This window comes from Pseudomonas sp. NPDC090752 (genome assembly GCF_055584805.1).
In genome coordinates, this window is the sequence record NZ_JBVJLI010000010.1 from 35,570 (window position 1) to 62,316 (window position 26,747).

27 protein-coding genes and 1 tRNA gene are annotated in these 26,747 nt (G+C 61.2%); 14 read left to right on the forward strand and 14 right to left on the reverse strand.

Going from position 1 to position 26,747, the window contains the following annotated elements; translation table 11 throughout:
* Nucleotides 1–60: 60 nt before the first annotated feature.
* The 4 genes from flgE to flgB are packed head-to-tail and all read right to left on the reverse strand — an operon-like array spanning nucleotide 61 to nucleotide 3,026.
* Entirely contained in the window at nucleotides 61–1,416 is a 1,356-nt protein-coding gene (flgE, locus tag ACZ6YA_RS14915; protein WP_465897892.1) for a flagellar hook protein FlgE, read from the reverse strand.
* Between the two features lie 30 nt (nucleotides 1,417–1,446).
* Nucleotides 1,447–2,154, reverse strand: a complete 708-nt coding sequence (flgD, locus tag ACZ6YA_RS14920) for a flagellar hook assembly protein FlgD (RefSeq protein ID WP_465897893.1) — start codon at nucleotides 2,152–2,154, stop codon at nucleotides 1,447–1,449.
* A gap of 15 nt (nucleotides 2,155–2,169) precedes the next feature.
* A complete protein-coding gene (gene flgC, locus ACZ6YA_RS14925; protein WP_465897894.1) occupies nucleotides 2,170–2,613 on the reverse strand; it encodes a flagellar basal body rod protein FlgC in 444 nt (147 codons plus the stop codon).
* Nucleotides 2,614–2,615: 2 nt separating this feature from the next.
* On the reverse strand, nucleotides 2,616–3,026 hold the full coding sequence (gene flgB, locus ACZ6YA_RS14930; protein ID WP_465897895.1) for a flagellar basal body rod protein FlgB: 411 nt from the start codon (nucleotides 3,024–3,026) through the stop codon (nucleotides 2,616–2,618).
* Nucleotides 3,027–3,662: 636 nt separating this feature from the next.
* Here flgB and ACZ6YA_RS14935 point away from each other — a divergent pair.
* A complete protein-coding gene (locus ACZ6YA_RS14935) occupies nucleotides 3,663–5,006 on the forward strand; it encodes a DUF6861 domain-containing protein (RefSeq protein WP_465897896.1) in 1,344 nt (447 codons plus the stop codon).
* A 19-nt stretch (nucleotides 5,007–5,025) separates the two neighbouring features.
* A complete protein-coding gene (locus tag ACZ6YA_RS14940; protein WP_465897897.1) occupies nucleotides 5,026–5,637 on the forward strand; it encodes a GAD-like domain-containing protein in 612 nt (203 codons plus the stop codon).
* A gap of 63 nt (nucleotides 5,638–5,700) precedes the next feature.
* Here ACZ6YA_RS14940 and cheR read toward each other — a convergent pair whose 3' ends face one another.
* Both cheR and ACZ6YA_RS14950 read right to left on the reverse strand, forming a co-directional pair.
* Nucleotides 5,701–6,528 carry a protein-glutamate O-methyltransferase CheR gene (gene cheR, locus ACZ6YA_RS14945; RefSeq protein WP_416466411.1) on the reverse strand — a complete coding sequence of 276 codons (828 nt, stop codon included), beginning with the start codon at nucleotides 6,526–6,528 and terminating at the stop codon, nucleotides 5,701–5,703.
* A gap of 51 nt (nucleotides 6,529–6,579) precedes the next feature.
* Complete coding sequence (locus ACZ6YA_RS14950; protein ID WP_465897898.1) at nucleotides 6,580–7,509, reverse strand: chemotaxis protein CheV; 930 nt, start codon at nucleotides 7,507–7,509, stop codon at nucleotides 6,580–6,582.
* Nucleotides 7,510–7,587: 78 nt separating this feature from the next.
* Between ACZ6YA_RS14950 and flgA the strand changes: the two genes are divergently transcribed.
* The 4 genes from flgA to ACZ6YA_RS14970 all read left to right on the forward strand — a co-directional run bounded on the left by flgA (nucleotide 7,588) and on the right by ACZ6YA_RS14970 (nucleotide 10,152).
* Nucleotides 7,588–8,340, forward strand: coding sequence for a flagellar basal body P-ring formation chaperone FlgA (gene flgA / locus ACZ6YA_RS14955; RefSeq protein WP_465897899.1), 753 nt, complete (start codon nucleotides 7,588–7,590; stop codon nucleotides 8,338–8,340).
* 150 nt (nucleotides 8,341–8,490) lie between these two features.
* Nucleotides 8,491–8,811: a flagellar biosynthesis anti-sigma factor FlgM gene (gene flgM / locus ACZ6YA_RS14960; protein ID WP_465897900.1), complete on the forward strand. Its 321-nt coding sequence runs from the start codon at nucleotides 8,491–8,493 to the stop codon at nucleotides 8,809–8,811.
* Nucleotides 8,812–8,860: 49 nt separating this feature from the next.
* On the forward strand, nucleotides 8,861–9,328 hold the full coding sequence (locus ACZ6YA_RS14965; RefSeq protein ID WP_465897901.1) for a flagella synthesis protein FlgN: 468 nt from the start codon (nucleotides 8,861–8,863) through the stop codon (nucleotides 9,326–9,328).
* Nucleotides 9,329–9,408: 80 nt separating this feature from the next.
* Nucleotides 9,409–10,152, forward strand: coding sequence for a flagellar brake protein (locus tag ACZ6YA_RS14970; protein ID WP_465897902.1), 744 nt, complete (start codon nucleotides 9,409–9,411; stop codon nucleotides 10,150–10,152).
* 155 nt (nucleotides 10,153–10,307) lie between these two features.
* On the opposite strand, the gene ACZ6YA_RS14975 is transcribed toward ACZ6YA_RS14970, so the two are convergent.
* The 3 genes from ACZ6YA_RS14975 to bkdR all read right to left on the reverse strand — a co-directional run bounded on the left by ACZ6YA_RS14975 (nucleotide 10,308) and on the right by bkdR (nucleotide 13,794).
* Entirely contained in the window at nucleotides 10,308–11,651 is a 1,344-nt protein-coding gene (locus ACZ6YA_RS14975; RefSeq protein ID WP_465897903.1) for an MFS transporter, read from the reverse strand.
* A gap of 127 nt (nucleotides 11,652–11,778) precedes the next feature.
* Nucleotides 11,779–13,020, reverse strand: coding sequence for a glutamine synthetase family protein (locus tag ACZ6YA_RS14980; RefSeq protein WP_465898043.1), 1,242 nt, complete (start codon nucleotides 13,018–13,020; stop codon nucleotides 11,779–11,781).
* A 288-nt stretch (nucleotides 13,021–13,308) separates the two neighbouring features.
* The gene (gene bkdR, locus ACZ6YA_RS14985; protein WP_400795195.1) at nucleotides 13,309–13,794 is read right to left on the reverse strand and encodes a Bkd operon transcriptional regulator BkdR; all 486 of its coding nucleotides are present in this window, start codon (nucleotides 13,792–13,794) and stop codon (nucleotides 13,309–13,311) included.
* Nucleotides 13,795–13,991: 197 nt separating this feature from the next.
* Between bkdR and ACZ6YA_RS14990 the strand changes: the two genes are divergently transcribed.
* From ACZ6YA_RS14990 to lpdA, 4 genes are read left to right on the forward strand one after another with little or no spacing between them, the layout of a single operon-like run.
* A complete protein-coding gene (locus tag ACZ6YA_RS14990; protein ID WP_465897904.1) occupies nucleotides 13,992–15,224 on the forward strand; it encodes a thiamine pyrophosphate-dependent enzyme in 1,233 nt (410 codons plus the stop codon).
* A 1-nt stretch (nucleotide 15,225) separates the two neighbouring features.
* Nucleotides 15,226–16,284, forward strand: coding sequence for an alpha-ketoacid dehydrogenase subunit beta (locus tag ACZ6YA_RS14995; RefSeq protein ID WP_465897905.1), 1,059 nt, complete (start codon nucleotides 15,226–15,228; stop codon nucleotides 16,282–16,284).
* Nucleotides 16,285–17,547 (forward strand): dihydrolipoamide acetyltransferase family protein, encoded by a 1,263-nt coding sequence (locus tag ACZ6YA_RS15000; protein ID WP_465897906.1) that lies wholly within the window; start codon nucleotides 16,285–16,287, stop codon nucleotides 17,545–17,547.
* Between the two features lie 2 nt (nucleotides 17,548–17,549).
* Nucleotides 17,550–18,929 (forward strand): dihydrolipoyl dehydrogenase, encoded by a 1,380-nt coding sequence (gene lpdA, locus ACZ6YA_RS15005; protein ID WP_465897907.1) that lies wholly within the window; start codon nucleotides 17,550–17,552, stop codon nucleotides 18,927–18,929.
* 121 nt (nucleotides 18,930–19,050) lie between these two features.
* Here the strand turns inward: lpdA and ACZ6YA_RS15010 are convergent, their stop codons facing one another.
* Entirely contained in the window at nucleotides 19,051–20,049 is a 999-nt protein-coding gene (locus ACZ6YA_RS15010) for a sensor domain-containing diguanylate cyclase (protein WP_465897908.1), read from the reverse strand.
* 163 nt (nucleotides 20,050–20,212) lie between these two features.
* Complete coding sequence (locus ACZ6YA_RS15015; RefSeq protein ID WP_465897909.1) at nucleotides 20,213–21,091, reverse strand: LysR family transcriptional regulator; 879 nt, start codon at nucleotides 21,089–21,091, stop codon at nucleotides 20,213–20,215.
* 122 nt (nucleotides 21,092–21,213) lie between these two features.
* On the opposite strand from ACZ6YA_RS15015, the gene ACZ6YA_RS15020 reads away from it, so the two are divergent.
* The 3 genes from ACZ6YA_RS15020 (at nucleotide 21,214) to ACZ6YA_RS15030 (ending at nucleotide 23,329) form a co-directional block, all read left to right on the forward strand.
* Nucleotides 21,214–21,951 carry an AzlC family ABC transporter permease gene (locus ACZ6YA_RS15020; RefSeq protein ID WP_465897910.1) on the forward strand — a complete coding sequence of 246 codons (738 nt, stop codon included), beginning with the start codon at nucleotides 21,214–21,216 and terminating at the stop codon, nucleotides 21,949–21,951.
* Nucleotides 21,948–22,274, forward strand: a complete 327-nt coding sequence (locus ACZ6YA_RS15025; RefSeq protein ID WP_465897911.1) for an AzlD domain-containing protein — start codon at nucleotides 21,948–21,950, stop codon at nucleotides 22,272–22,274. Before ACZ6YA_RS15020 ends, ACZ6YA_RS15025 begins: the two co-directional genes overlap by 4 nt.
* Nucleotides 22,275–22,357: 83 nt before the next feature.
* Nucleotides 22,358–23,329 (forward strand): endonuclease, encoded by a 972-nt coding sequence (locus ACZ6YA_RS15030; RefSeq protein ID WP_465897912.1) that lies wholly within the window; start codon nucleotides 22,358–22,360, stop codon nucleotides 23,327–23,329.
* An 8-nt stretch (nucleotides 23,330–23,337) separates the two neighbouring features.
* Here ACZ6YA_RS15030 and ACZ6YA_RS15035 read toward each other — a convergent pair.
* Nucleotides 23,338–23,414 (reverse strand) — tRNA-Arg (locus tag ACZ6YA_RS15035).
* A gap of 112 nt (nucleotides 23,415–23,526) precedes the next feature.
* Complete coding sequence (gene phnN, locus ACZ6YA_RS15040) at nucleotides 23,527–24,114, reverse strand: phosphonate metabolism protein/1,5-bisphosphokinase (PRPP-forming) PhnN (RefSeq protein WP_465897913.1); 588 nt, start codon at nucleotides 24,112–24,114, stop codon at nucleotides 23,527–23,529.
* 344 nt (nucleotides 24,115–24,458) lie between these two features.
* Here phnN and ACZ6YA_RS15045 point away from each other — a divergent pair, with 344 nt between their 5' ends.
* Nucleotides 24,459–24,785 carry an Arc family DNA-binding protein gene (locus ACZ6YA_RS15045; protein WP_400795218.1) on the forward strand — a complete coding sequence of 109 codons (327 nt, stop codon included), beginning with the start codon at nucleotides 24,459–24,461 and terminating at the stop codon, nucleotides 24,783–24,785.
* An 88-nt stretch (nucleotides 24,786–24,873) separates the two neighbouring features.
* Here the strand turns inward: ACZ6YA_RS15045 and mgtE are convergent, their stop codons facing one another.
* A complete protein-coding gene (gene mgtE / locus ACZ6YA_RS15050; protein ID WP_465897914.1) occupies nucleotides 24,874–26,316 on the reverse strand; it encodes a magnesium transporter in 1,443 nt (480 codons plus the stop codon).
* Nucleotides 26,317–26,747 lie beyond the last annotated feature (431 nt).

Genomic DNA, 26,747 nt, shown 5'->3' on the forward strand with positions numbered 1-26,747 from the left:
AAAAACGACGAACCCCTTCACGACAAAGGGGTTCGCCTTCACGCCATCAACCCGCGACCATCAGGTCATCTGGATGATGGTCTGCATGATGGTGCTTTCGGTGGAGATGGTCTTGGCGTTCGCCTGGTAGTTGCTCTGCGCCTTGATCAGCTCGACCAGCTCCTGGGTCAGGTTGACGTTGGAGCCTTCCAGCGCGTTGGACTCGACGCCACCCAAGGTACCGGTCTTCGGCGCATCGATGCCGGGAATACCGGACGAGTAGGTTTCAGTCCAGCGAGTACCACCAATCTGCTGCAGGCCCTGCTCATTGGCGAAGCTGGCCAGGGCCACCTGGCCGATGGCACGCGACTGCTGGTTGCTGAAGCTGGCGAACAGCACACCGGTGGAGTCGATGCTCAGGCTCGACAGGATGCCGGTGGCGTAACCGTCCTGGGACTGCGACATACGCGCGGTCTCGGTGTTGTAGGACGTGGTGCTGTTCATCGACAGCTTCATGCCGTCGGCATTGCCGGTCGCACCATTGGACGCCCAGTTGCCCGACGCATCTTCAACCGCTGGCACCCAACCGGTCATGGTGAAGGTGTTGTTGGTCACGGTGAACGACGAACCTGCCGGGTGACCCGTGTTGTCAGCCGACATGCTCTTCACCGAGCCATCGCTGTTGAAGCTGATGGTGCCGGTCAGCGGCGTGGTGGAGGACGGATCGAACGGGTTGCGACCGTCGACCAGGGTGTACATGGTCCACTCGTTGGTGCCGGTCTTGCGGTAGTACTGCTCCATGGTGTGTTCGTTACCCTGGCTGTCGTACACCTTGGTCGGGAACGACTTGCTGTAGGTCGTCTCGTCGGTCGGATCGAAAGTCAGGTTGGGGACCATGTTGCCGGTGCCATCGTCGATTTCCAGCGGGATGTCTTTGGCCGAGGAATTCAGGTTGATACCTTGGTCGATCAGGCTGGTGGACTTGGGCTGCAATGCCGAGGTGTCGATCTGCAGGTCGGTCAGCACGCCCTTGGCGATCTTGCCGGTGGAATCAGCGGCGTAGCCTTGCAGGCGCAGGCCGTCCGAAGTGACCACGAAGTTGTCCTTGTCGGCCTGGAAGGCACCGGCACGGGTATAGACGCGCGAGCCGTTGTCGGACAGGACGAAGAAGCCCTGGCCCTGGATGCCCATGTCCAGCACGTTGCCGGTGGTGTTGACGTCACCCTGGGTGAACTGCTGCGACACCGCCGCCAGGCGCACGCCGTTGCCGACCTGATTCTTGCCCACGCCCAGGCGGTTGGCGCCGGCGTAGACGTCGGCGAACTCGGCGCGCGACGATTTGAAACCGGTGGTGTTGACGTTGGCGATGTTGTTGCCGGTAACGTCCAGCTGCTTGTTGGCTGCGTACAGACCGCTAAGGCCGATATTGAAAGACATGAATTCGCTCCTGTGCCGCGCTAGCGGGCCTTAGATACCGATGGTTTGTACGTCGGAGAGGGAAACCTTGCCGACACCCGCGAGGTTGAGGACCATTTCGCCGGTGGCGTTGAAACTGACGCTGGTGACCTTGGCCGGCAGCAGGGTGTTCATCTGCACCGACTGGCCATCCACGGTGGTGCTGGCGGTGAAGGTGTAGGTGCCCGGATCGACCTTCTCGCCGCTGTTGTTGGTGCCATCCCAGATGAAGTCGGCATAACCGGCTTTCTGCTCGCCCAGCTCGATGGTCTTGACGGTGTTGCCGTCCTTGTCCTTGATGGTGACCTTCGCTTCGCCGATCGCCTGCGGCACCACGAACTGTGCATTGAAACTCTCGGCGGTATCGACCACGGCCTTGTCGTTCTGCACGACCACCGAACGGCCGACCAGCGACGACGCCTGCAGGGCCTGAGACGAGGCCATGGCGTTGGTGATGCTGGTGACCGAATCGTTCAGCGAGGTGATGCCTTCGAGGCTGCTGAACTGCGCCAACTGCGCCACGAACTCGCCGTTGTCCTGCGGGTCCAGCGGGTTCTGATGCTGCATCTGGGTAACCAGCAGCTGCAGGAACGCGTCCTTGCCGAGCGTGTCGGTACCGGTCTTGGACGCGGTATCGGCGGTTTTTTTGGTGGTACTGCCTACACCCGATGCCGTCAGGACATCGTTGAGGTTCACACCGCTGGTGCTATCGACTGCCATGGTCTGGATTCCTTATCACTGACCCAGGGTCAGGACTTTCTGCATCATGTTCTTGGCGGTGTTCATCAGCTCGGCGTTGGTCTGGAACGCCCGGCTGGCGGAGATCATGTCAGCCATCTCCTCGACCACGTTGACGTTCGGGTAGTAGACGTAGCCGTCCTTGTTCGCCGCCGGATGATTGGGCTCGTAGCGCGCTTCCAGATTGCTCTGGTCTTCGATGATGCCCTTGACCTCCACGCCCTGCCCTGCCTCGCCCTGATCTTCGAACAACGACTGGCTGCCGCCGGCCTGGGCATTCTGGAAGGTAGTGGCGAACACCGGGTGGCGCGCACGGTAGGTCTGGTCGATGCTCGACGAGACGGTCTCGGCGTTGGCGATGTTCGAGGCGACGGTGTTGAGGCGGGTGTTCTGCGCACTCATGCCGCTACCGGCAATGTTGAAAACGCTGGACAGGGACATGGTTATTCTCCGCGCAGGGCCGATACCAGCCCTTTGAATTTGCTGTTGAGCAGGGTGAAGCTGGCCTGGAAGCCCATGGCGTTTTCCGTGTAGTTCGCTTGCTCGATCTGGGCGTCCACGGTGTTCTGGTCGATCGACGGCTGGCTCGGCGTGCGGTACTGCAGCGTGTCGTCGGCCATCGCCAGGCCTTCAGCCTCGATGTGCCGGCTGTTGGTGCGGTCCATGGCGAAGCGGCCACCGGTTTGCTGCTTCTGGCTTTCGGCGGCGAGCACCGAAGAGAAGTCCATGTCACGCGCCTTGTAGTTGGGCGTGTCAGCGTTGGCGATGTTGTTGGCCAGCACTTCGGCGCGCTGGGCGCGGAAGCCCAGGGCCTTTTCATGGATGCCAAGCGCCTTGTCGAAACTGATGCTCATGTCGGGGAAACCTTCGAAGGTTGACCGGAAACTTGTTGGCCAAGCTATAGCAAGGGCTGTGCCAACAGCTTGGAAGCCCGAAAATACTGGGCCACGACACGCATCATTGACTGGGTGCTGCCAGAAAAGCGGCAAAGTGCTTCCGCATGGCGGGAGGAAAGCGGCAATTGCCGGGTGGCAAAAGCGGCAAAACAAAAAATTGACGTCAGAGGGCGTGGGGTGGGCAAAAGCGCCTGCCGGGAGGTTTTTGCGCTCTTGAGATCGAGCGCCGCCCGCGCGGCGCATCGCGGATGAATCCGCTCCTACAGTCTACCTCCGGCCAATTTTGTCAGTGATATCACCGCTGTCAGCCTTGGTGGATGGCTTGATATCGAGTTGTACACACAAGACGGACAGCGAAGATGCCACAGACATAACTGGCCGAAGGTAGACCGTAGGAGCGGATTCATCCGCGATGCGCCGCGCGGGCGGCGCTCGATCTCATGGGCGCTAAAACAATCACGCCAAGCACACCAGAACACAGCACAATCCCCACCATTCAGCGACGATATAGACTTTTCCTACAGCTTTCTCAGAAATGATTACGCTCGATCCATGATGTGATTCCCCCTGCACAAACTTGTCAGGGAGACACACATGCTTCTGAACCACCTCGTGCCCTCATGGCACGAGATCGAATCACGCATCATCGATGAAATGGGCTATCAGGGAGGCGCCCATTTCGTCGATCAGTACAACCAACCGGTCGCCTCACTGGCACTCAACATTCGCCGCATCAGGGCCGTCCAATCCGCTTTCAACCAAGCCGAATGGCAAGCCGCGCACCTCTTGCGCCAACGCTTCGCCGACTTGGAAATCGCCAGCATCCTCGACGAACTATTGGTCGTAGTCCGGCAGATGGCGATGATCGTCGTCGGCAGTGCCGTTACCGGCGGCGCCATCGGTGCCGGCATCGGTGCCTTTGGCGCAGGTGCCGGGGCTCTTCCCCTCGCCGGGGTCGGTGCCGCGATGGGCCTGAAGGTCAGCGGCTGGATCCTCGGCGTACTCGGCCTGTCCTCCATCGCCGAGTTCTTCATCGAAGGCTTGCCGCGCATAGGCGAGTACTACCTGGACGGCATCCGCAGCGCTTGGGAAGGCACGCACGACGAAGGCTTGAGCCCGTTCGGCCGGGATGATCCGAATGCGATATCGCGGGCCGCGCATTCGATTGCCCTTGGCCATGTGGAAGTCGTTGTGCTGTTGCTGGGGGCGATTGTTTCGTACCTCACACGGGGACGCGGCGATGCCCGGGTGCTGGCGCAGGAAATGGCGGCCAGCAACAAGGGTGCGCGGCTTGGGCAATGGATGCTCAAGCATGAAGAGGGGTTGAAGAAGCGGCCGGATTTGCAGGTGCCGGAGCGGCGCAAGGGAGCGGTTAATGATCCACAGCCCGCGCCGACTAATCGGCCTGCGGGGAAAGACAAGGAGCCTTCGACAGCCAAGCCCGGTAGCATGCCGCTGCATACGGTGGCTTGTTTCAAAGCGGACAATTTGCCGGCTTCCAAGCATGGGGAATTTGAACGGCAGTTGAAAGGGCAGCAGGATGGACTGAACCGGCTGACGGTAGACGAGTTTCTGGAAAATGTTGCCAACCCGGTGAAGCGTGATCCAGCTGTCGCACGCAAGGCTCGGCGAGAGTTGAAAAAAAGCCTGGAGGAGAGAATTCAGGAAGAACTATCCAACACAATGAGTCATGCCGACGCTAGAAAAGAGGCCATCAAGCAAGCTAAGGAAACAATGACAACCCTCGCCGCGCTGCATAATCCAGACTTAAGCGCAGGCGGCAAAGACGTGATATCTGGCTTCGGCGATAGGCAAGTCAATTCGACCATCGGCCCTCAATGGAAGACCAAATTGAGCAATATGAAAACTGCAGCTGAGCAGATGGCGAACCTCGACAGACGTACAGCACTGATGAACGTCAAACTCCATAAATGCTGATTTAAGGTGGCAACTTACGATGGACGAAGCATTCACTATTTTTATCGAATCAATGGGGCACCCCATCTATCGGCAGGAGGTTCCCACATCAAGCATTGAGCGCTACAAAGGAAAACTGCCAAATCAACTATTGGAGTATTGGGCAGAACATGGGTGGTGCGGGTATGCCGACGGATTATTTTGGACAGTTAATCCTCAAGAGTATGAAGGCGTGACCGCTTCATGGATCGAGGGAACGAACTTAGGTGAAAGAGACAAATACCACCTGATTGGCAGAAGCGCTTTCGGCGACCTTTATTTCTTCGGAGAGCAAACGGGATTTTCGTTAAAAATTATCGGTTACTATTCTTTCTACAATGGCATACATAGAAAACTAACGGACATGGACCGGCATGTGCAAAGCTTTTTCGCTATGAAAGATAGAGAAATTGATGACTTTGAGGATATGTTTGAGCCTCTCAAGAAAAGGCTCGGCGCACCTAAGCATGACGAGATGTATGCTTTTGTTCCAGCATTGCTGCTTGGTGGGACAGCCAAGGTTGACCATGTCGAAAAAGTGAAAGCGGTGGAACATCTTATTTTCCTATCACAGCTTTCCCCCCTTGAGCCCTATAGCTTCTCGGACTTCTGATCCAGCATCAGAGCCTTGTGAATAGGGGCTGCCAAGCAGCCCCTCGGAAATTCTAACAATGCCCTACTTAGCCTGGTAGATGATCCCCGGACTGCACTGCACCATCTGATAATGATCCGGCAACCCATTCAGCGCCTCGGAGGCCCCCAGGAACAGGTACCCCCCCGGCTTCAGGGTGCTATGTATCCGCAGCAGAATGTCCTTCTTCACCTGCGCCGAGAAGTAGATCAGCACATTGCGGCAGAACACGATGTCGAACTTGCCCAACGCCGCATAGCTATCGAGCAGGTTGAACGACCGGAATTCAACCCGGCTGCGAATGGCCGGCTTAACCGCCCAACGTCCCGGCCCCTTGGTGTCGAAATAGCGCTGCAAACGCTCCTGGGACAGGCCGCGGGCAATCGCCAGGCTGTCGTACTCCCCGGTCTTGCAGTTGTTCAGCATCGAGCCGGACAAGTCGGTGGCGACGATCTGCGCGCCCATCTTCAACTGGCCGAGATTGCTGCGCTCGAACTCGTCGATGGCCATCGAAATGGAATACGGTTCCTGCCCCGACGAACAGGCCGCCGACCACATGCGCAGGCGCTGACCAGGATTGTTCTTGATGAACTCGGGAATGACCTTGTTCTTCAGCACTTCGAACGGATAGGTATCGCGAAACCACAGGGTTTCGTTGGTGGTCATCGCATCGACCACCTGCTCGCGCAGGCCGCCACGCGGCTGGGCCTGGATGCGTTGCACCAGTTCGCCCAGGCTCTTGATGCCCTGCTGCTCCATCAGCTTGTTCAGGCGGCTGGCCACCAGGTACTGCTTATTCTCGCCCAGCAGGATGCCACAGGCTTTCTCCAGGAAGACCCGGAACTGTTCGAAATCCAAATTACCCGTAGACACTACTGCGGCCTCTTTTCAATCACTGGTGCCGGGAGCAAGCCCCCGGCGGCTTCAATGCGTTGCCTTGATCCGGTCGACCACGCGCTGGGCCAGGTCGTCCGGCTTGAACTTGGCCAGGAAGTCATCGGCGCCGACTTTCTTCACCATCGCCTGGTTGAATACCCCGGACAGCGAAGTATGCAGGCAGATATGCAATTTTTGCATGCGCGGATCGCTGCGGATCTCCGCCGTCAGCGTGTAGCCGTCCATTTCCGGCATTTCAATGTCGGAAATCATCATCAGGAATTCTTCTTCCGGCTTCTTGCCCTCGTCCACCAGCTTGCGCAGGTAGTCCAGGGCCTGGCGGCCGTCATTGAGCGCCACCACGTCCACGCCCACGGTCTGCAGGCAGCGGCTGACCTGCTTGCGCGCCACCGACGAGTCGTCGACGGTCAGCACCCGCAGCAGCACGGCCTTGTCCTGGGTCTCGGCATCGACCACGCCGACAGAGACCTGCTCGGACGACGGCGCCACCTCGGCCAGCACCTTTTCCACGTCGATGATCTCGACCATGCGGTCGTCCACCCGGGTGACCGCCGTCAGATAGTGGTCACGGCCAGTGCCCTTGGGTGGTGGATGGATCGCTTCCCAGTTCATGTTGACGATGCGCTCGACCGAATGCACCAGAAAACCCTGGGTCTTGGTGTTGTACTCGGTGATGATCACGAAGCTGTTGCGTGTTTCTTCCTTCAACCCGGGCAGCCCGGTGGCCATCGACAGGTCGAGGATCGGGATGGTCGCGCCGCGAATGTTGGCCACGCCGCGCACCACCGGGTGGGACTTGGGCAGCACGGTCAGTTCCGGGCACTGCAACACCTCGCGAACCTTGAACACGTTGATCCCGTACAGCTGCGCGCCATTGAGGCGGAACAGCAGCAATTCCAGGCGATTCTGCCCAACCAGCTGTGTGCGCTGGTTGACTGAATCCATTACCCCCGCCATGCCTGACTCCTTCTTCTCTGTGCCATTTCGTAGCAACTCTTACAGCGAGTCGGCACGGGCTTTGCTTTTTTGAGCGCCATGCATATGAAAACGACAATTTTCCGACGACTGACGCGCCTGCTGAGTGGCTCACTGGCCGTGCTCTGCCTGCTGGCGCCCGGCGCGCGTACGCTGGCGGACGCGGTTACCTTGCCTGAACAGCTTATCGGTGTCACCCAAGGGTTTCTTGAATTTACCGTCGAGGATTACCTGGCGACCACCCAGACGCCGGGGCGCTACGAGATCCAGGTCAACCCGCTGGACCCGCGCCTGCGCATGCCGCTGTGCAGCCAGCAGCTGGACGCCTCGCTGGAAAGCCCGGCGCAACCCCTGGGCCGGGTGACCGTGCGGGTACGCTGCGATGGCAGCGCACCGTGGACCATTTTCGTTCCGGCAACCGTGCGGCTGTTCCGCGACGTGGTGGTGGTGACCCGCCCGCTCAGGCGCCAGGATATCGTCGGTGAAAATGACGTGGCCCTGCGCGAACGCGATGTCGGCACCCTCACCCAGGGTTTTCTCAGCGAGCTCGATCAGGCCGTGGGCATGAAGATGCTGCGCCCGACCGTGATCGACCAGGTACTCACCCCGCAACACCTGGAACAGGCTGAAGTGGTGCGCAAGGGCGACCATGTGGTGATCACTGCCCGCAGCGGCAGCCTCAGCGTGCGCATGCCCGGTGAGGCCTTGAGCAAAGGCGGCCAGAACGAACAGATCCGCGTGCGCAACCTCAATTCGCAACGGGTGGTAAAAGCCCGGGTTACCGGCCCTGGACAGGTCGAGGTGGCCATGTAGATTCAGCTGGCAGTGTGGAACCGCTTTTCCTAAACTGTGTCAGAACACGGGTTCGCGAGCTTGCCGACAGGCGTGAGCATTTGTGCCTAAAGTTTATTTCGGGCTGGCCGAAAACAAGGTAAGCGTCCAAATACCCAGAGGTTTCTGATCATGGTCATCGACTTCAGTCGTTTGAATAATTCTCCGTCCGTCACGGGCGGCGTTCGCGGCAATGCCGCACCCGGCACCGCCGAGAAGCCTGGCGAAACCGGTGAAGCGCCGAAAAGCGCCAGCGCCAGCGCCAGCGGAGAAGCGGTACACCTCAGCCAAGAGGCCCAGCAGTTGCAGAAGATCAGCGACAAGCTGCGCGACCAGCCCGTTGTCGACAATGCCCGCGTGGCACAGTTGAAACAGGCGATCGCAGACGGCAGCTACCAGGTCGATGCCGGCCGGGTCGCCAGCAAACTGCTCGATTTCGAAGCCCAGCGCTGACCGTTCGGCGCGCTGACTTCACGGACGCTATAAAAGCCAAGAGTTAGCCATGCACGACATCACATTGCTGCAACTGATCGAAGACGACATCGCACCGACTCAGGAACTGCTCGACCTGCTACAACAGGAAGCAGTCGCCCTGCACGGCCGCGACATGGCACCGCTGGAGGGCATCCTGGCCCGCAAGCAATCGCTGATCGTCCTGTTGGAGCAGCAAGGCATCCGTCGCAACAACCTGCTCGCCAGCCTCGGCTTCAGCGCCGACCGCGCCGGGGTGCAGGCCGTGGCCGCGCAGTCGCCCAATGGTGAAGTGATCATGCAGCAGCTCAATGCGCTGACCCAGTTGATGGACGCCTGCCAGAAGGTCAACGAGACCAATGGCCGGATCATCCAGGTTCAGCAACACGTCACGGCCAACCAGATCAGAATCCTCATGGGCGGCGATTCGCCGTCGCTCTACGACAGCCGTGGCGCCACATCACCACTGGCCAAGCCCCGGGCGCTCAGCCAAGTGTGATTAGTTCTATCAAGGCACGGAACATACTGGCAAAATGCCGTTACTTGCGTGTGCCGTTTTTGCCTGGAGATTGATAACCCGTGTTCAATGAGACCGATGCCCCGCAACCGCCGAAGGTGCTGAACACGCCTTTGGAGATCGCGGCCAACCTGCGCCAGCTGCAGGACAGCCACGACCCTCTGATCATCACCTTCCATGAGCGCAGCCAGCGATTCCAGAGCTACGTGGTGCACGTGGACCGTGACAGCAATACCTTGGCGCTGGACGAGATGATCCCGCGCGATGGCGAAAAGTACATCGAGAACGGTGAACCGTTCCGCGTCGAAGGCTTTCATGACGGCGTGCGTATCGCCTGGGAATGCAACCACGAACTGAAGGTTACCGAAGTCGACGGCCACCGCTCGTACCGTGGGGCGATGCCCGAAGAGATGACTTACCACCAGCGGCGCAATGCCTTCCGCGCTGCGCTGAAGCTGTCGCAATTGGTCGATGTGATCCTCGACGGCGCCCACCTCAAGGGCAATGGAGCCCTGCGCGGCAAGCTGCTGGACATCTCCGCCACCGGCTGCAAACTGCGCTTCGATGGCAATGTCGAAGACCGCCTGCAACTGGGCCAGGTGTACGAACGCTTCAAGGCCGGTAACCCGCTGGGGCTGGTCGACACCATGGTCGAACTGCGTCACTTGCACCATGAAGAACGCATCAACACCACTTTCGCAGGCGTGCGCTTCCATAACCTCAATGGGCAGGCGCAGCGCAAGATCGAGAGTTTTGTGTACCAGCTGCAGCGTGAGGCGCGGCGGTTCGACAAGGACGATTATTGATCGTTGGCTGAATGTGCGAACGCCACCCATTGGGTGGCGTTTTTGTTTGTTAAGTGCCTGTGCCGGCCTCTTCGCGGGGCAAGCCCGCTCCCACAGGTTCACTGCAGACTTAACTGTGGGAGCGGGCTTGCCCCGCGAAGAGGCCGGCACAAGGCTCAAACCGACTTACTGACCTCATCCCCCGCCGGGGCCTCAGCCACAGGCTCAGCCTTCTCCTCCACCTCAGTATCCTCAGCCGCCACCGGCGCCTGCATCACGTCCTGCACGGTCTGCTCATCCACCCGTGGGTCCAATGCCGCCGACAATGGCGAACCCGCCGCCGGCATCGCCACGTGCCCCAGCGGCGCATCCTGAACCTGGTGCAACCCGGTAACGGCTTTCGGCCGAATCCGCCACACCAGCACCAACGCGAAAAACACGAAGAAGGCATAGAGCATCTGAGGACCCAGCACCTTCATCAGCACCCCCGCCGCCAGCGGCCCGATGCACGCCCCCACGCCGTAGGTGACCAGCAGCATGGCGGTCAACGAAACGCGCCGCTCGCTTTCCACATGGTCATTGGAAAACGCCACCGCCAGTGGGTAGAGGCAGAACTGCAGCAGCGATATCACGAAACCGATGCCGAACAGCGCCTCAAGCGGCACGTTGGGAAGAAACGCCAGCGGCGCCGCCGCCAACGCCAAGCCCACCGCCACACTGCGAATCAGCACAGCCCGGTCGTAACGATCAGACAGCCAGCCCAGCGGCCACTGCACCACCAGCCCGGCAAAGATGCAACTACCCATGAACAGACCGATCTGCTCGGTCGACAGCCCCTGACTGCTGGCATACAGCGGCGCCAGGCCGTAGAACGAGCCAACGATCAACCCTGAACCGAGCACCGTGCTCAACGACTGTGGCACCCGCTTGATGAAGAATTTCGGCTCCATTGGTGCCGGACGCAACGGTGCCGGGTGAATGCGCCGGGTCATCGCCACCGGCACCAGGCACAGGGCGAAGCACATGGCAACCAGCATCAACAGTTCAGGACCCAGCTCGGGGTGCACCACCAGGATCAACTGGCCGAGCACCAGCCCCAGGTAGGAGGCGATCATGTAGCCACTGAATACCGCGCCGCGGTGCTTGGCATCGGCCTGTTCGTTGAGCCAGCTCTCGATGACCATGTACTGGCACATCATCCCCAGGCCAACGATCATCCGCAGCCCTACCCAGGCCGGAAGCCAGTTGGTCATGCCATGGCCGAGCACCGCCGCGCAGACGATGCCGGCACAGGTGGTGTAGGCGCGAATATGGCCAACCCGGCCAATCAGCCGATGGCCGACCTTGCCACCCACGGCCAGGCCGAAGTAGTTGGCCGCCATCAACGCACCGACCCACAGGCTGTCGACGTGATCGGCCGCCAGGCGCAGGGCCAGGTAGGTGCTGAGCAGGCCCGACCCGATCAGCATCATCAAGGCAGCGAAATACAGCGACTGAAACGGCTTCCAGATGTTTCGCATACGTCCCCTCGGGCTCCCTGGTCAGGTGGCGTTGGCCTGGCAAGCATAAAAGCAATTGTGCCGCAGTGCAGTCCCCCGCCAGCGAAATCGCCGAGCCGGGGCGTGTCCAGTGCCGGTCGTGTCGCGATCAGGCCTGAGCGGCCAACACGCGGCGCTCCCATGGCGTGATCTCGTCGAAGAAATCGGTCAGTTCCAGCGTCTTGGTGGCAACGTAGCCTTCGATGAACTCACTGCCGAACAGTTCCCGTGCCAGCGCGCTGCGCTTCAGACGTTCCAGTGCAGCATGCAGGGTGCACGGCAGGCTCAGGTGTTCGGGCACCTCGAACTCGCCTTGGATGGCCGCTGCCGGCTGCAGGCACTGTTCGATGCCGTGCAGGCCGGCGGCCAGGCTGGCGGCGATGGCCAGGTAAGGGTTGGCGTCGGCGCCTGGCAGGCGGTTTTCGACACGCCGCGCCACCGGCGCACTGGCCGGGATGCGTAGACCCGCGGCGCGGTTGTCCTCGGACCAGCAGGCATTGTTCGGCGACGCGTAGGGATGGCAGAGCCGCTGATAGGAATTGACGTTGGGCGCGAACAACGCGGTGAAGTCGGCCATGCACGCCTGCAGGCCACCGATGAAGTGGTAGAAGGTGTCGGTCGGCTGTCCAAGGTCATCCCTGAATACAGTACGCCCTGTGGCGATCTTCACCAGGCTCTGATGAATATGCATCGAACTGCCCGGGGTATGCGCCAGCGGCTTGGCCATGCACACCACGCTCAGGCCGTGCTTGAGCGCAACTTCCTTGAGCAGGTGCTTGAACAGGAAGGTCTGGTCGGCCAGCAACAATGGGTCGCCGTGCAGCAGGTTGATCTCGAACTGGCTGACGCCCATTTCGTGCATGAAGGTGTCGCGCGGCAGGCCAAGGGCTGCCATGCACTGGTAGACCTCCTGAAAGAACGGCCGCAGGCCGTTGTTGGAACTGACGCTGAACGCCGAGTGGCCGAGTTCGCGGCGGCCATCTTTACCCAGCGGCGGCAAAAACGGCTGCTGCGGGTCGCTATTGGGGGCGAAGACGAAGAACTCCAGTTCGGTCGCCACCACTGGCGCCAGGCCGAGGGCTGCGTAACGGGCGACCACCGCCTGCAACAGCCCACGGGTGGACAAGCCCGAGGGGCGGCCATCAAGCTCGTTGGCATCGCAGATCGCCAGGGCCAGGCCCTCATCGCCCCAGGGCAGCCGATGGATCTGCGTCGGCTCGGCCACCAGCGCCAGATCGCCGTCGTCGCTGCCATAGAACCGCGCAGGCGGGTAGCCACCCATGATGCATTGCAGGAGCACGCCGCGCGCCATCTGCAGGCGACGGCCTTCGAGGAAGCCTTCGGCGGTCATCACCTTGCCGCGGGGTACACCATTGAGGTCGGGGGTGACGCATTCGATCTGATCGATGCCCTGGAGTTGCTCGGCGAGCGAGCGCTGGGCTGCGGTGGTCATGACGCTTGTCCTTGTTGTTGTCGGCTGACCACAACATAGGCTGGGGGTGTTTAAAATATCAAGCACCTGATGGTGTGTCAGTGCCGGCCTCTTCGCGGGGCAAGCCCGCTCCCACAGGAATTTGCGTTGCCTCCCTCAACCTGTGGGAGCGGGCTTGCCCCGCGAAGAGGCCGGGACATTCAACGATCACTCGCGCAACGTCATCCCGTTTGCAGGCAACGGCAGTGCCGTTTTGTAGCGCACCTGCTTCAAGGCAAAGCTCGAGCGAATGTTCGCCACCCCCGGCAAACGCGTCAGGTAATCGAGAAACCGCTCCAGCGCCTGAATGCTCGGCAACAGCACCCTCAGCAGGTAGTCCGGGTCGCCGGTCATCAAGTAGCACTCCATCACTTCGGGCCGCTCGGCGATTTCTTCCTCGAAGCGGTGCAGCGCGGTTTCAACCTGCTTCTCCAGGCTGACGTGAATGAACACATTGACGTCCAGCCCCAGCACTTCTGGCGAGAGCAAGGTCACCTGCTGGCGGATCACCCCCAGCTCCTCCATGGCCTTTACCCGGTTGAAACAAGGGGTCGGCGACAGGTTCACCGAACGCGCAAGCTCGGCGTTGGTGATGCGGGCGTTGTCCTGCAGGCTGTTGAGAATGCCGATGTCGGTACGATCGAGTTTGCGCATGAGACAAATTCACCGGTTTTTTGTGTTTATGCGGAATGTTTATCTGCGCCGTGCGCCAAAGGCAACAAACTTGAGAGAAAAATTCTCCCCAGCTGTCACTACTATGTAATTGACGCTGACCTGCCAGTCACAAGCTGGCAATCAGCGGCGACCGCTTCAGAGCTCACAAAAACAACATCCGAGCGAGCGTAAAAAGCATGAACGAGTACGCCCCCCTGCGTTTGCATGTGCCCGAGCCTACCGGCCGGCCAGGCTGCCAGACCGATTTTTCCTACCTGCGGCTGAACGACGCGGGTCAAGTCCGTAAACCTCCCATCGATGTCGACGCTGCCGACACCGCCGACCTGTCCAACAGCCTGATCCGCGTGCTCGACGCGCAGGGCGATGCACTGGGCCCCTGGGCCGAGGACATCGACCCGCAGGTGCTGCGCCAAGGCATGCGCGCCATGCTCAAGACGCGCATTTTCGACAGCCGCATGGTGGTTGCCCAGCGCCAGAAGAAGATGTCCTTCTACATGCAGAGCCTCGGCGAGGAAGCCATCGGCAGCGCCCAGGCGCTGGCCCTCAACCGCACCGACATGTGCTTCCCCACCTACCGCCAGCAGAGCATCCTGATGGCCCGCGACGTGTCGCTGGTGGAAATGATCTGCCAGCTGCTGTCCAACGAGCGCGACCCGCTCAAAGGCCGCCAGTTGCCCATCATGTATTCGGTGCGCGAGGCCGGCTTCTTCACCATCAGCGGCAACCTGGCGACGCAGTTCGTGCAGGCCGTCGGTTGGGCCATGGCCTCGGCGATCAAGGGCGATACCAAGATCGCCTCGGCCTGGATCGGCGACGGCGCCACCGCCGAATCCGACTTCCACACTGCGCTGACCTTCGCCCACGTGTACCGCGCCCCGGTGATCCTCAACGTGGTCAACAACCAGTGGGCGATCTCCACCTTCCAGGCCATCGCTGGCGGTGAATCGACCACTTTCGCCGGCCGTGGCGTCGGCTGCGGCATCGCCTCCCTGCGCGTCGACGGCAACGACTTCGTCGCCGTGTACGCCGCCTCGCGATGGGCCGCCGAGCGTGCCCGCCGTGGCCTTGGCCCGTCCCTGATCGAGTGGGTCACCTACCGCGCCGGCCCGCACTCGACCTCCGACGACCCGTCCAAATACCGCCCAGCGGACGACTGGAGCCACTTCCCGTTGGGCGATCCGATCGCCCGCCTGAAGCAGCACCTGATCAAGATCGGTCACTGGTCCGAGGAAGAACACCAGGCGGTCACCGCCGAGTTCGAGGCCGCGGTAATCGCCGCGCAGAAGGAAGCCGAACAGTACGGCACCCTGGCCAACGGCCACATCCCGAGCGCCGCCTCGATGTTCGAGGACGTGTACAAGGAAATGCCCGACCACCTGCGCCGTCAGCGCCAGGAACTGGGGGTTTGAGATGAACGACCACAACAACAGCATCAACCCGGAAACCGCCATGGCCACCACCACCATGACCATGATCCAGGCCCTGCGCTCGGCCATGGACGTCATGCTAGAGCGCGACGACAACGTGGTGATATACGGCCAGGACGTCGGCTACTTCGGCGGCGTGTTCCGCTGCACCGAAGGCTTGCAGAACAAGTACGGCAAGTCGCGGGTATTCGACGCACCGATCTCCGAGAGCGGCATCGTCGGCACCGCCGTCGGCATGGGCGCCTATGGCCTGCGGCCGGTGGTGGAAATCCAGTTCGCCGACTACTTCTACCCCGCCTCGGACCAGATCGTCTCCGAGATGGCCCGCCTGCGCTATCGCTCGGCCGGCGAGTTCATCGCCCCGCTAACCCTGCGCATGCCCTGCGGCGGCGGCATCTACGGCGGGCAGACGCACAGCCAGAGTCCAGAGGCGATGTTCACCCAAGTGTGTGGCTTGCGCACGGTGATGCCGTCCAACCCGTACGACGCCAAAGGCCTGCTGATAGCCTCGATCGAGTCTGACGACCCGGTGATTTTCCTCGAACCCAAGCGCCTGTATAACGGCCCGTTCGATGGCCACCATGATCGCCCGGTAACGCCTTGGTCCAAACATCCACACAGCGCCGTGCCGGATGGTTACTACACGGTGCCCCTGGACAAAGCCGCCATCACCCGCCCCGGCAACGACGTCACCGTGCTGACCTATGGCACCACCGTGTATGTGGCCCAGGTGGCCGCCGAAGAAACCGGCGTCGACGCCGAAGTCATCGACCTGCGTAGCCTCTGGCCGCTGGACCTGGAGACCATCGTCGCATCGGTGAAGAAGACCGGCCGCTGCGTGGTCGTGCACGAAGCCACCCGTACCTGCGGCTTTGGTGCCGAACTGGTGTCGTTGGTGCAGGAACATTGCTTCCATCACCTTGAAGCGCCGATCGAGCGCGTCACCGGCTGGGACACCCCCTACCCCCACGCACAGGAATGGGCTTACTTCCCAGGCCCTTCGCGGGTAGGTGCGGCATTGAAACGGGTCATGGAGGTCTGAATGGGCACGCACGTCATCAAGATGCCGGACATTGGCGAAGGCATCGCGCAAGTCGAGTTGGTCGAGTGGTTCGTCAAAGTTGGCGATGTGATTGCCGAAGACCAGGTGGTAGCCGATGTCATGACCGACAAGGCCACCGTGGAAATTCCCTCGCCGGTCAGCGGCAAGGTGCTGGCCCTGGGCGGCCAGCCAGGTGAAGTGATGGCGGTCGGCAGCGAGCTGATCCGTATCGAAGTGGAAGGCAGTGGCAACCATGTGGATGTACCGCACGCCAAGCCAGTGGAAGCGCCGGTCGCGGCCAAGCCAGTACCGCAAGCCGAACCACAGCCAGCGGCGCACCAAGCGCCCGCAAAGCATGAGCCGGCCCCGATCGTACCGCGCCAGGCCGACGAAAAACCGCTGGCCTCGCCGGCCGTGCGCAAGCGCGCCCTGGATGCCGGTATCGAACTGCGTTACGTGCACGGCAGCGGCCCGGCCGGGCGCATCCTGCATGAAGACCTCGACGCCTTCATCAGCAAACCGCAGAGCGCTGCCGGGCAGGCGCCTGGCGGCTATGCCAAGCGCACCGACAGCGAGCAGGTGCAAGTGATCGGCCTGCGCCGCAAGATCGCCCAGCGCATGCAGGATGCCAAACGCCGCGTCGCGCATTTCAGCTACGTCGAGGAAATCGACGTGACGGCGCTGGAAGCCCTGCGCCAGCAACTCAACAGCAAGCACGGCGACAGCCGCGGCAAACTGACCCTGCTGCCGTTCCTGGTCCGCGCCTTGGTCGTCGCCTTGCGCGACTTCCCGCAGATCAACGCCACCTACGACGACGAAGCCCAGGTCATCACCCGCCATGGCGCAGTGCATGTGGGCATCGCCACCCAGGGCGACAATGGCCTGATGGTGCCGGTGCTGCGCCACGCCGAGGCCGGCAGCCTGTGGGGCAATGCCGGCGAGATTTCCCGCCTGGCCAATGCCGCCCGCAACAACAAGGCCAGCCGCGAGGAACTGTCCGGCTCGACCATCACGCTGACCAGCCTCGGCGCCCTCGGTGGCATCGTCAGCACGCCGGTGGTCAATACCCCAGAAGTGGCGATCGTCGGCGTCAACCGCATGGTCGAAAGGCCAATGGTGATCGACGGCCAGATCGTGATTCGCAAGATGATGAACCTGTCCAGCTCGTTCGACCACCGGGTGGTCGATGGCATGGATGCCGCGCTGTTCATCCAGGCCGTGCGTGGCCTGCTTGAGCAACCCGCCTGCCTGTTCGTGGAGTGAACATGAGCCAGACTATCGACACCACGCTGCTGATCATCGGTGGCGGCCCTGGCGGCTACGTGGCCGCCATCCGTGCCGGGCAACTGGGCATCCCCACCGTGCTGGTGGAGGGGCACGCGCTGGGCGGCACCTGCCTGAACATCGGCTGCATTCCGTCCAAGGCATTGATCCATGTGGCCGAGCAGTTTCACCAGGCCTCCCGATACACCGCCCCTTCCGAACTGGGCATCAGCGTTGCCTCAGCACAGCTGGACATTGGCCGCAGCGTGGCCTGGAAGGACGGCATCGTCGACCGGCTGACCACTGGCGTCGCCGCACTGCTGAAAAAGCACGGCGTCAAGGTGATCCACGGCTGGGCGAAGATCCTCGACGGCAAGCACGTCGACGTCGACGGCCAGCGCATCCAGTGCGAACACCTGCTGCTGGCCACCGGCTCGAACAGCGTCGAACTGCCGATGCTGCCGCTCGGCGGGCCGATCATCTCTTCGACCGAAGCCTTGGCCCCACAGACACTGCCCAAACACCTGGTGGTGGTGGGCGGCGGCTACATCGGTTTGGAGCTGGGCATCGCCTACCGCAAACTGGGCGCGCAGGTCAGTGTGGTGGAAGCACGCGACCGCATCCTGCCGACTTACGACAGCGAGTTGACTGCGCCGGTGGCCGAGTCATTGAAGAAACTGGGCATTGCCCTGCACCTGGGGCACAGCGTCGAAGGCTACAGCGACGGGTGCCTGCTGGCCAGCGATGGCCAAGGCGGGCAATTGCGCCTGGAAGCCGACCGGGTGCTGGTGGCCGTGGGCCGTCGCCCGCGCACCCAGGGTTTCAACCTGGAAAGCCTGGAACTGAAGATGAACGGTGCCGCGATCGCCATCGACGAACGCTGCCAGACCAGCATGCGCAATGTTTGGGCCATCGGTGACGTGGCCGGTGAACCGATGCTGGCTCACCGGGCCATGGCGCAGGGCGAGATGGTTGCCGAGATCATCGCCGGAAAGGCGCGACGCTTCGAGCCCAGCGCGATCGCGGCGGTGTGCTTCACCGATCCGGAAGTGGTGGTGGCTGGCAAGACACCGGACCAGGCCAACGAGCAAGGGCTGGACTGCATCGTCGCGCAGTTCCCGTTCGCCGCCAACGGCAGGGCCATGAGCCTGGAGTCGAAAACCGGTTTCGTGCGGGTGGTGGCACGCCGTGACAATCACCTGATCGTGGGTTGGCAGGCGGTGGGCGTGGCGGTTTCGGAGCTGTCCACCGCCTTTGCCCAGTCGCTGGAAATGGGCGCTCGCCTGGAAGATATCGCCGGCACTATCCATGCTCACCCAACCCTTGGCGAGGCGGTACAGGAAGCGGCATTGCGCGCGCTGGGCCACGCCCTGCACATCTGACCTTTCATTCAGTGCCGGCCTCTTTGCGGGGCAAGCCCGCTCCCACAGGTACACCACTGGCTTCAAGGTCAGTGGTGTACCTGTGGGAGCGGGCTTGCCCCGCGAAGAGGTCGGTACAGACTCACTCGGAAATCGCGTCTTTGCCCGATCCCTTGGCCCGGTACAAAGCCTTGTCAGCCCGCCCGAGCAGATCATCCTGATCCTCCCCTTCCTGCCACTGCACCACCCCATAACTCAAGGTCAGCCGGCACTCGCCGATCGGCTCGACCTGAACCATTGCTCGACGTAACTGCGCCGCCACCTCCAACGCTTCGCCCAGCGTGGTCTGCGGCAACACCATGACGAACTCGTCCCCGCCCCAGCGCGCCAGCAGATCCTGGTCGCGCAGGCAGGTACGCAAGTTCTCCACGACGCTGACCAACGCGGCATCGCCCTGGGCATGGCCATACCGGTCATTGATCGGCTTGAAGTCGTCCACATCCATGGCAATCACCGCCAACGGCTCACGGAAGCGTTGCGCGCGCCTGCACTCCTGCTGCAGCGACTTTTCCAACCGGTAACGATTGGCGATGCGGGTCAGTGCATCGCGCTCGGCCAGCTCGCGATTTTCGTCCAGCTGACGCTGCAACTGCTGGTTGACCCAGGACAGCTCGCGGGTGCGCTCGGCCACCTGGGCCTCCAGCGACTGGTTTTTTTGCTCAAGTTCGGCCACCAGGCGCTTGCCGGCGTCGATGTTGCGATGCGCGCCGAGCATGCGCGCCACCGAGCCGTCGTCGTTGCGGGCGATGATGTGGCCGCTGTCCTCGATCCACAAGTAGCTGCCATCTTGGCAGCGGCAACGGTATTCGATGAGGTAGCGCTCGTTGCGCTGGTTGATGTACGCCTCGAAGTGGGCCATCACCCGTGGGTAGTCCTCGGGGTGGATCACGCTTTCCCAGGTCAGCACGCTGTTGGCCATCGAATGACTGGCGTAACCCAGCATGGCGTACCAGCCGGGGTTACGATAGACGTAGCCGGTGTTGGCATTCCAATCCCAGATGCCATCGCTGATCAATTCGAACAACATCTGTAGCTGCTGTTCACTGAAGCCGGCGGGCACCGGCCTGGATTCGTTACTCATGGACGCTCTCCCTGATGTCCAGCAACTGCGCTCCCGATCAAGGTGCTGCCGACGGTGTTCGTAGATTGCCGCTGGCGGCAATATCGTTCCTCTGCCGGGTGAGCATATTCCGTGTACAAGGCAAGCGGAATAGCCCAGGCGCCCTAATTTACCGATGCGCCGTTCACGCCAACTGCAAGAGGGCCTCTTCCACCGCCGCCACCCGCTGGTTGCCAGCCGCGCCGGGCAGCCGCCAGGCAGCAATGGTCAACCCCAGCGGCACCGGTCGATCAAGGGGCGCAACCAGTTCACCGCTGTCCAGGTAAGGTTGCACCAGGCTTTTGCGACCGATCAGCACACCCGCCCCAAGCAAGGCTTGCTGCAACGCAATCGAGTACAAGGAAAAACCGGGGCCTTGGGCGACGAAATGCTGCTCGGGCAGGACGGCCTCGGACCACACATCCCAATCTCGCCAGCCAACATCCTTGATGCAACGAGCACTGGCCAAGTCTTGCGCGCCCCTGATCCGCCCGGCCAGCGCAGGGCTGCAGACCGGCAGCACCTGCTCCTCGGCGAGGCTGCGCTGGCTGCGCTCCAGCCGCTCGACATAAAACAGGCAGAGATCAAACGGGCTGCGCTTGAGGTTGGGCGGCTCATCGACCGCCGTGACCGAAATTTCAATGGGTGCGAGCATTTCGGTCAGACGCGGCAGCCGGGGCCCGACCCACAATTGCGCCAAAGCCGGCGACGTGACGATATGCACCCGCTGCGGGGCCGACAGCTGACGCAGCGTGCGTGCAGCCGATTCAACGGCATCAAATGCCTCGGTGAACTGGGCACTCACGCTCTCGCCCAACGGGGTTAACCTCACGCCCTTTGCATGACGCTCGAACAGGGCCGCGCCGTACTGGGCTTCCAGCGTTTTGACCAGCGCTGCAATGGCACCGGGGGTCACTTTCAATTCTTGGGCGGCACGGGAAAAACCGCCGAGTCGAGCGGATGCTTCGAATGCCCGCAGGGCGTTGAGCTGCAAAATGTGCCGCGTGGGGGAATCTAGAGACATGTTCTGAGCCTGAGTTTTTCTAGGCCTAATATTTCAGAAATCTGCGTTGTTACCAAGTGTGTAAGCGCTTTACCTTGAAGCGACCACACAAAGGCTTTCGCAGTTATTCTCAAGGACCTCTCATGCATTATCGAAGTGGGATGCACGCGTTCGTGGACGGTGCCCGCGGTGTTCTCCCATTGACCACCGGCGTGGTGCCGTTCGGCCTGATCACCGGCGTTACCGCAGTCGGCATGGGCATGTCGCCGCTAGACACCCTGGGGATGACCTTGCTGTTCTATTCGGGCTCCGCGCAGATGGTCGTGCTACAGCTGATGCAAAACGGCGCGCTGCCCATGACCATGGTGGTCACAGCCCTGGTGATCAACCTGCGCTTTTTGATGTACAGCGCTGCGCTTGCCCCTCACCTTAGCGCCCAGCCTCGGCGCCGTACGTGGCCATTGGCCTACCTGCTTTCAGATCAATCGTTCGCCCTGTGCAGCCTGAAATTCGCAGCGGGTGGTTTGGGTCGCTTCGCGTTCCCCTATTACGTAGGGACCGCAGTACCGATGTGGCTCGGCTGGAACCTGGCGGTGCTGGCAGGCGTGTTCCTGGGCAGCGGGATACCTGAGTCATGGTCATTGGGTTTTGCCATTCCCTTGTCTTTTCTGGCGCTGCTCATCCCCGGTATCCGTAACCCAGCCACCCTCGGCGCTGCGTTGGTCGGTGGCGCATTGGCGGTGCTTGCGCACGACCTGCCCTACAACCTGGGGTTGCTGGTTGCTTCCATCGGCGGCGTGGCGACCGGACTGACCCTTGAGCAATGGCGCAAAGGCGCGCCCGTTACGCACAACGACGATGCCGAAGCGGAGGCACCATGAGCGAACTGGCGCAATGGACCACCTTCTTGCTGATCGGCGCAGGCACCTTCGCCATCCGCCTGTCTTTCATCGAGTTCTACGGCGCCCTGCGCCTGCCGCCCCCGCTCAGGCGCGCACTGGTGTACGTACCGGCCAGCGTGCTGGCCGCGCTGGTGCTGCCAGCAGTGGTGTTCCAGGACGCGCACAGCGGGCTCGCCTGGAGCAATCCGCAGATTCCTGCAGCTGTCGTCGCCGGAGTGGTGGCCTGGCGCACGCGCAGTACGCTGCTGACCTTGGGTGTTGGCATGGCGGCGCTGTGGGGACTCCAGCATTTGGGTCTGTAGGCGTGGCACCACAATTTTAGGGCATTAATCGACGTGGGGAGGCCGTATAATCGCGCCCCCCTGTAATCCGATGATGTTTTCTCATGAAGAAACTGCTGTACGTCGTTACCCTCGCCCTCGCTGCCATCCCCAGTGCCTTCGCCAACCCTCCCGCGACTTTTACCGAAGCCAAGGCCATCGCCAAGCAGAAGATTTACCAGGACCAGGCCAACAGCTCGATGGGCGAGTTGTACTGTGGCTGCAAATGGACCTGGGTTGGCAAGTCCGGTGGCCGAGTCGATGCCAAGTCTTGCGGCTATGAAACCCGCAAGCTGCAGACCCGGGCCGAGCGCACCGAGTGGGAACACATCGTGCCGGCCTGGACCTTCGGCCACCAGCGTCAGTGCTGGCAGAATGGCGGGCGCGAGCAGTGCGTCGACAAGGACCCGACCTTCCGCGCCATGGAGGCCGACCTGTTCAACCTCTACCCGTCCGTGGGTGAAGTGAACGGTGACCGTAGCAACTTCAACTACGGCATGGTCTCGGGTGTCGCTCCACAGTACGGCCAGTGCACCACCAAGGTCGACTTCCAGCAAAAAGTTGCCGAACCACGCGATGAGGTGAAAGGCCTGGTTGCCCGCACGACGTTCTACATGTTCGATCGCTACCAGCTGAACATGTCGCGCCAGCAGCAACAATTGCTGATGGCCTGGAACAAGCAGCACCCGGTATCGGCGTGGGAAAAGCAGCGAGACCAGCGCATTGCCGCGATCATGGGTCACTCCAACCCCTTCGTCACCGGCGCAAGGACGTGGACACTGGGTTACAAGCCTGCGGGCGCAACCGGCATTACCGCATCAGCAGCCCCGAAGAACGTCGTGAAGGATGTGACCGCTCCGACCCTGGCGAACGCGTCGATCGACGCTGCGATCTTGGGAAATCGCAACAGCCATGTGTATCACCTGGCGAGTGGTTGCCCGGGTTACAGCCAGGTTTCGCAGAAAAACCAGGTGGCATTTGGCACCGAGGCCGAGGCGCAGGCGGCGGGGTATCGCAAGGCGGGTAACTGCAGGTAGCAAAAATATGGCGTCCCAGGGCCGGTTCGAACGGCCAACCTTCCCCTTAGGAGGGGGATGCTCTATCCAATTGAGCTACTGAGACACAAGAACCGGCAGCGAGCGCTGCACAGCTGGATGGCAAGCATGTTAACCAGCGGACTGCCGTTTGTCATGCATCAATCGGGCTTTTTGCACGTAGGGGCTTTCCGGCGCAATCAAACCGGCAGCCCCTCCTTGCGCAGCAGGTCGAGCAAGGCGCACACGGCCGTCACCAACGCTCCCGAGTTGTCCAGCCGGTGCACCGCCGAATCAGGTTCTGCCTGCAGCCGGGCACTGCGTGCCAGACGTTGATCGACTTCAAGCGGAGTCTCCCGCCCTCGGGCGAGCAAGCGTTCGCGTAATACCTCAGGCCGGACCTCAAGGCAAACGGCCAGAAGGTCCGGATAGTGCCGGCGTGCTTCCGGCAAGTAGGCCCTCGAACCATTCACCAGTACCGATCGCCCTTGCCCAAGCCATTTATCTACTTGCGCGGGGATGCCGTACTCCAAGCCATTGGCTTGCCAGCACATGGCGAACTCCCCGGCCGCACGCATCGCCGCGAATCGCTCTGACGTAACGCCATGTGCCGCTTCCCCTTTGGCCTCGGCGGAACGGGTAATGACCCGGCGGGCGATTTCCACACCCGCTGTAGTCAGCTCCGCACGAGCTGCATCGATCAGGGAATCTTTTCCCGAACCCGACGGTCCTATCAGAAATATCAGGCGGCCTGAGGCTTTAGTCTGAGCGCTTGCGTCATGTTGCATAGCCACTATGCTCTATGAAAGGAAACCCGCGCATTTTAGTGGTTTTCTGTGACCTTTGCTGCGTTTTACAGGTTTTTGACGGCAAAGGTCTGACGGTACGGTGAACCTGGGAATGCAAAACTTTTCAAACCAGTACTCATTTCTGATAATTGGTACTGGCAAAAAGCCTTTACCGGGATCACTATTTGTCACAGAATTGACGCCAAGGAAACGGCGACCTTGAGGCAAGATGAGCACCAAATTTTCCTGTCGGTTGAACATTTTGTCGTCGCCACGGTCGTACCACCATCCCGTGCGGCCAATTTGAGAACCGCTTCCCCTGAACCAAAAACCGGTCAATTTATATGCGCCCAATGAAACAGGCTATCTATTCGAGCCGCACCGCTGACAAGTTCGTCGTCCGCCTGCCAGACGGAATGCGTGAGCGCATTGCCGAGGTATCGCGCAACCACCACCGCAGCATGAACTCCGAAATCATCGCACGCCTGGAACAAAGCCTTATCCAGGAAGGTGCGCTGGGTGACGAGCTGAGCATGCGCCTGGACAGCCCTGAACTGTCCCTGCATGAGCGCGAGTTGCTGCAACGCTTCCGCCAACTGTCCCACCGCCAGCAGAACGCGCTGGTCGCTCTCATCGCTCACGATGTGGAAATGGCCGCCGACGCCTCCTGAGGCGCTTAGCGAGCACAAAAAAGCCAGCGTAAGCTGGCTTTTTTCGTTGTGTCATGGGGACTGTATCCAGCCCCCACTGCAGGTGTGATCAAAGCAGGAACAGCGTTGCCAGCCCCAGGAAGATGAAGAAACCACCGCTGTCGGTTACCGCAGTGATCATCACACTGGACCCCATGGCCGGGTCGCGACCCAGGCGCGTCAGGGTCATCGGGATCAGTACGCCTAAAAGTGCCGCCAGCAGCAAATTCAAGGTCATGGCCGCAGTCATCACCAATCCCAGTGACCAGCTGCCATACAACCAGAACGCCACGACCCCGATAACGCCACCCCAGATCAGGCCGTTGAGCAACGACACCGCCAGCTCTTTGCGCATCAGACGGCTGGTGTTGCCCGGCGACACCTGATCCAGCGCCATGGCGCGGACGATCATGGTAATCGTCTGATTGCCGGAGTTACCGCCGATACCCGCCACGATCGGCATCAACGCAGCCAAGGCCACCAGCTTCTCGATCGACCCCTCGAACAGGCCAATGACCCGAGAAGCGATGAATGCGGTAATCAGGTTGATCGCGAGCCACGCCCAGCGGTTGCGCAGCGAACGCCAGACTGAAGCGAAAATGTCTTCCTCTTCGCGCAGACCTGCCATGTTGAGGACTTCGCTTTCGCTCTCCTCACGAATCAGGTCGACCATTTCATCGATGGTCAGACGACCAATCAGGCGGTCACTTTTGTCCACCACCGGCGCCGAAACCAGGTCATAACGCTCGAAAGCCTGCGCAGCGGCGTAGGCATCTTCCTCGGGGTGGAAGGACACTGGGTCAGTCGCCATGACCTCCGCCACCTTCTTGTCCGGGTCGTTGACCAGCAGGCGCTTGATCGGTAGCACACCCTTGAGGATGCCGTCGTAATCGACCACGAATAGCTTGTCGGTGTGGTTGGGCAGCTCTTTCAGGCGGCGAAGGTAGCGCAGGACCACTTCCAGGCTGATGTCTTCGCGGATGGTGACCATCTCGAAGTCCATCAGTGCACCGACCTGCTCTTCGTCGTAGCTCAGCGCCGAACGCACACGTTCACGTTGCTGAGCATCGAGCGTTTCCATCAGCTCGTGAACGACGTCACGCGGCAGCTCCGGCGCCAGGTCGGCCAGTTCGTCGGCGTCCATCTCCTTGGCTGCGGCGAGCAGCTCGTGATCATCCATGTCGGCGATCAGCGATTGGCGAACCGAATCGGAAACCTCAAGGAGGATATCGCCATCACGATCCGAGCGCACCAGCTGCCAGACCGTCAGGCGGTCGTCCAGGGGCAAGGCTTCGAGGATGTATGCGATGTCGGCAGGGTGCAGGTCGTCGAGCTTGCGTTGCAGCTCGACCAGGTTCTGACGGTGGACGAGATTCTCCACCAGGTCATTATGTTGACCTTCCTGACGGTGGGTCAGGTCTTCCACTACGCGCTGGCGATGCAACAGGTCGACCACCTGGGCCAGGCGATCCTGCAGGCTCTCTTGCGCTTTCTTTACTTCTACTTCAGTCATAGGCGAACTCCACTCCCAGCAGCGGAGCACGCCGAGGGAGTCAATCGGTCAGATCAAGTCGTATGAATCGTGTTAAGGAGTAACTACTGGGTAAGTCCATGGTGGTGTTCCACAAGCCCCGGCGGGGCTGACGGGCGCAATCATACACTGCCTAAGCTGTCAGATCGCTTAAATTTTTGGCCAGAACAATCGTTTGCGCGATAAAGCTAGGACAACGCTCGAAGCCGTAGGTGCGATGATGCAAATCGCAACTCCTTCTAGAAGGATAGGCCAGGGCTGACAACCATGGCGCAACTGGAGGGGTACGTTTGCACCAAATGTAGGAGCGAATTTATTCGCGATGCGCCGCGCGGGCGGTGCTCGATTTCGGAGGCACAGAATGACTGACGACGAATACAGCAGAAAACAAAAAGCCCGCTCAAATGAGCGGG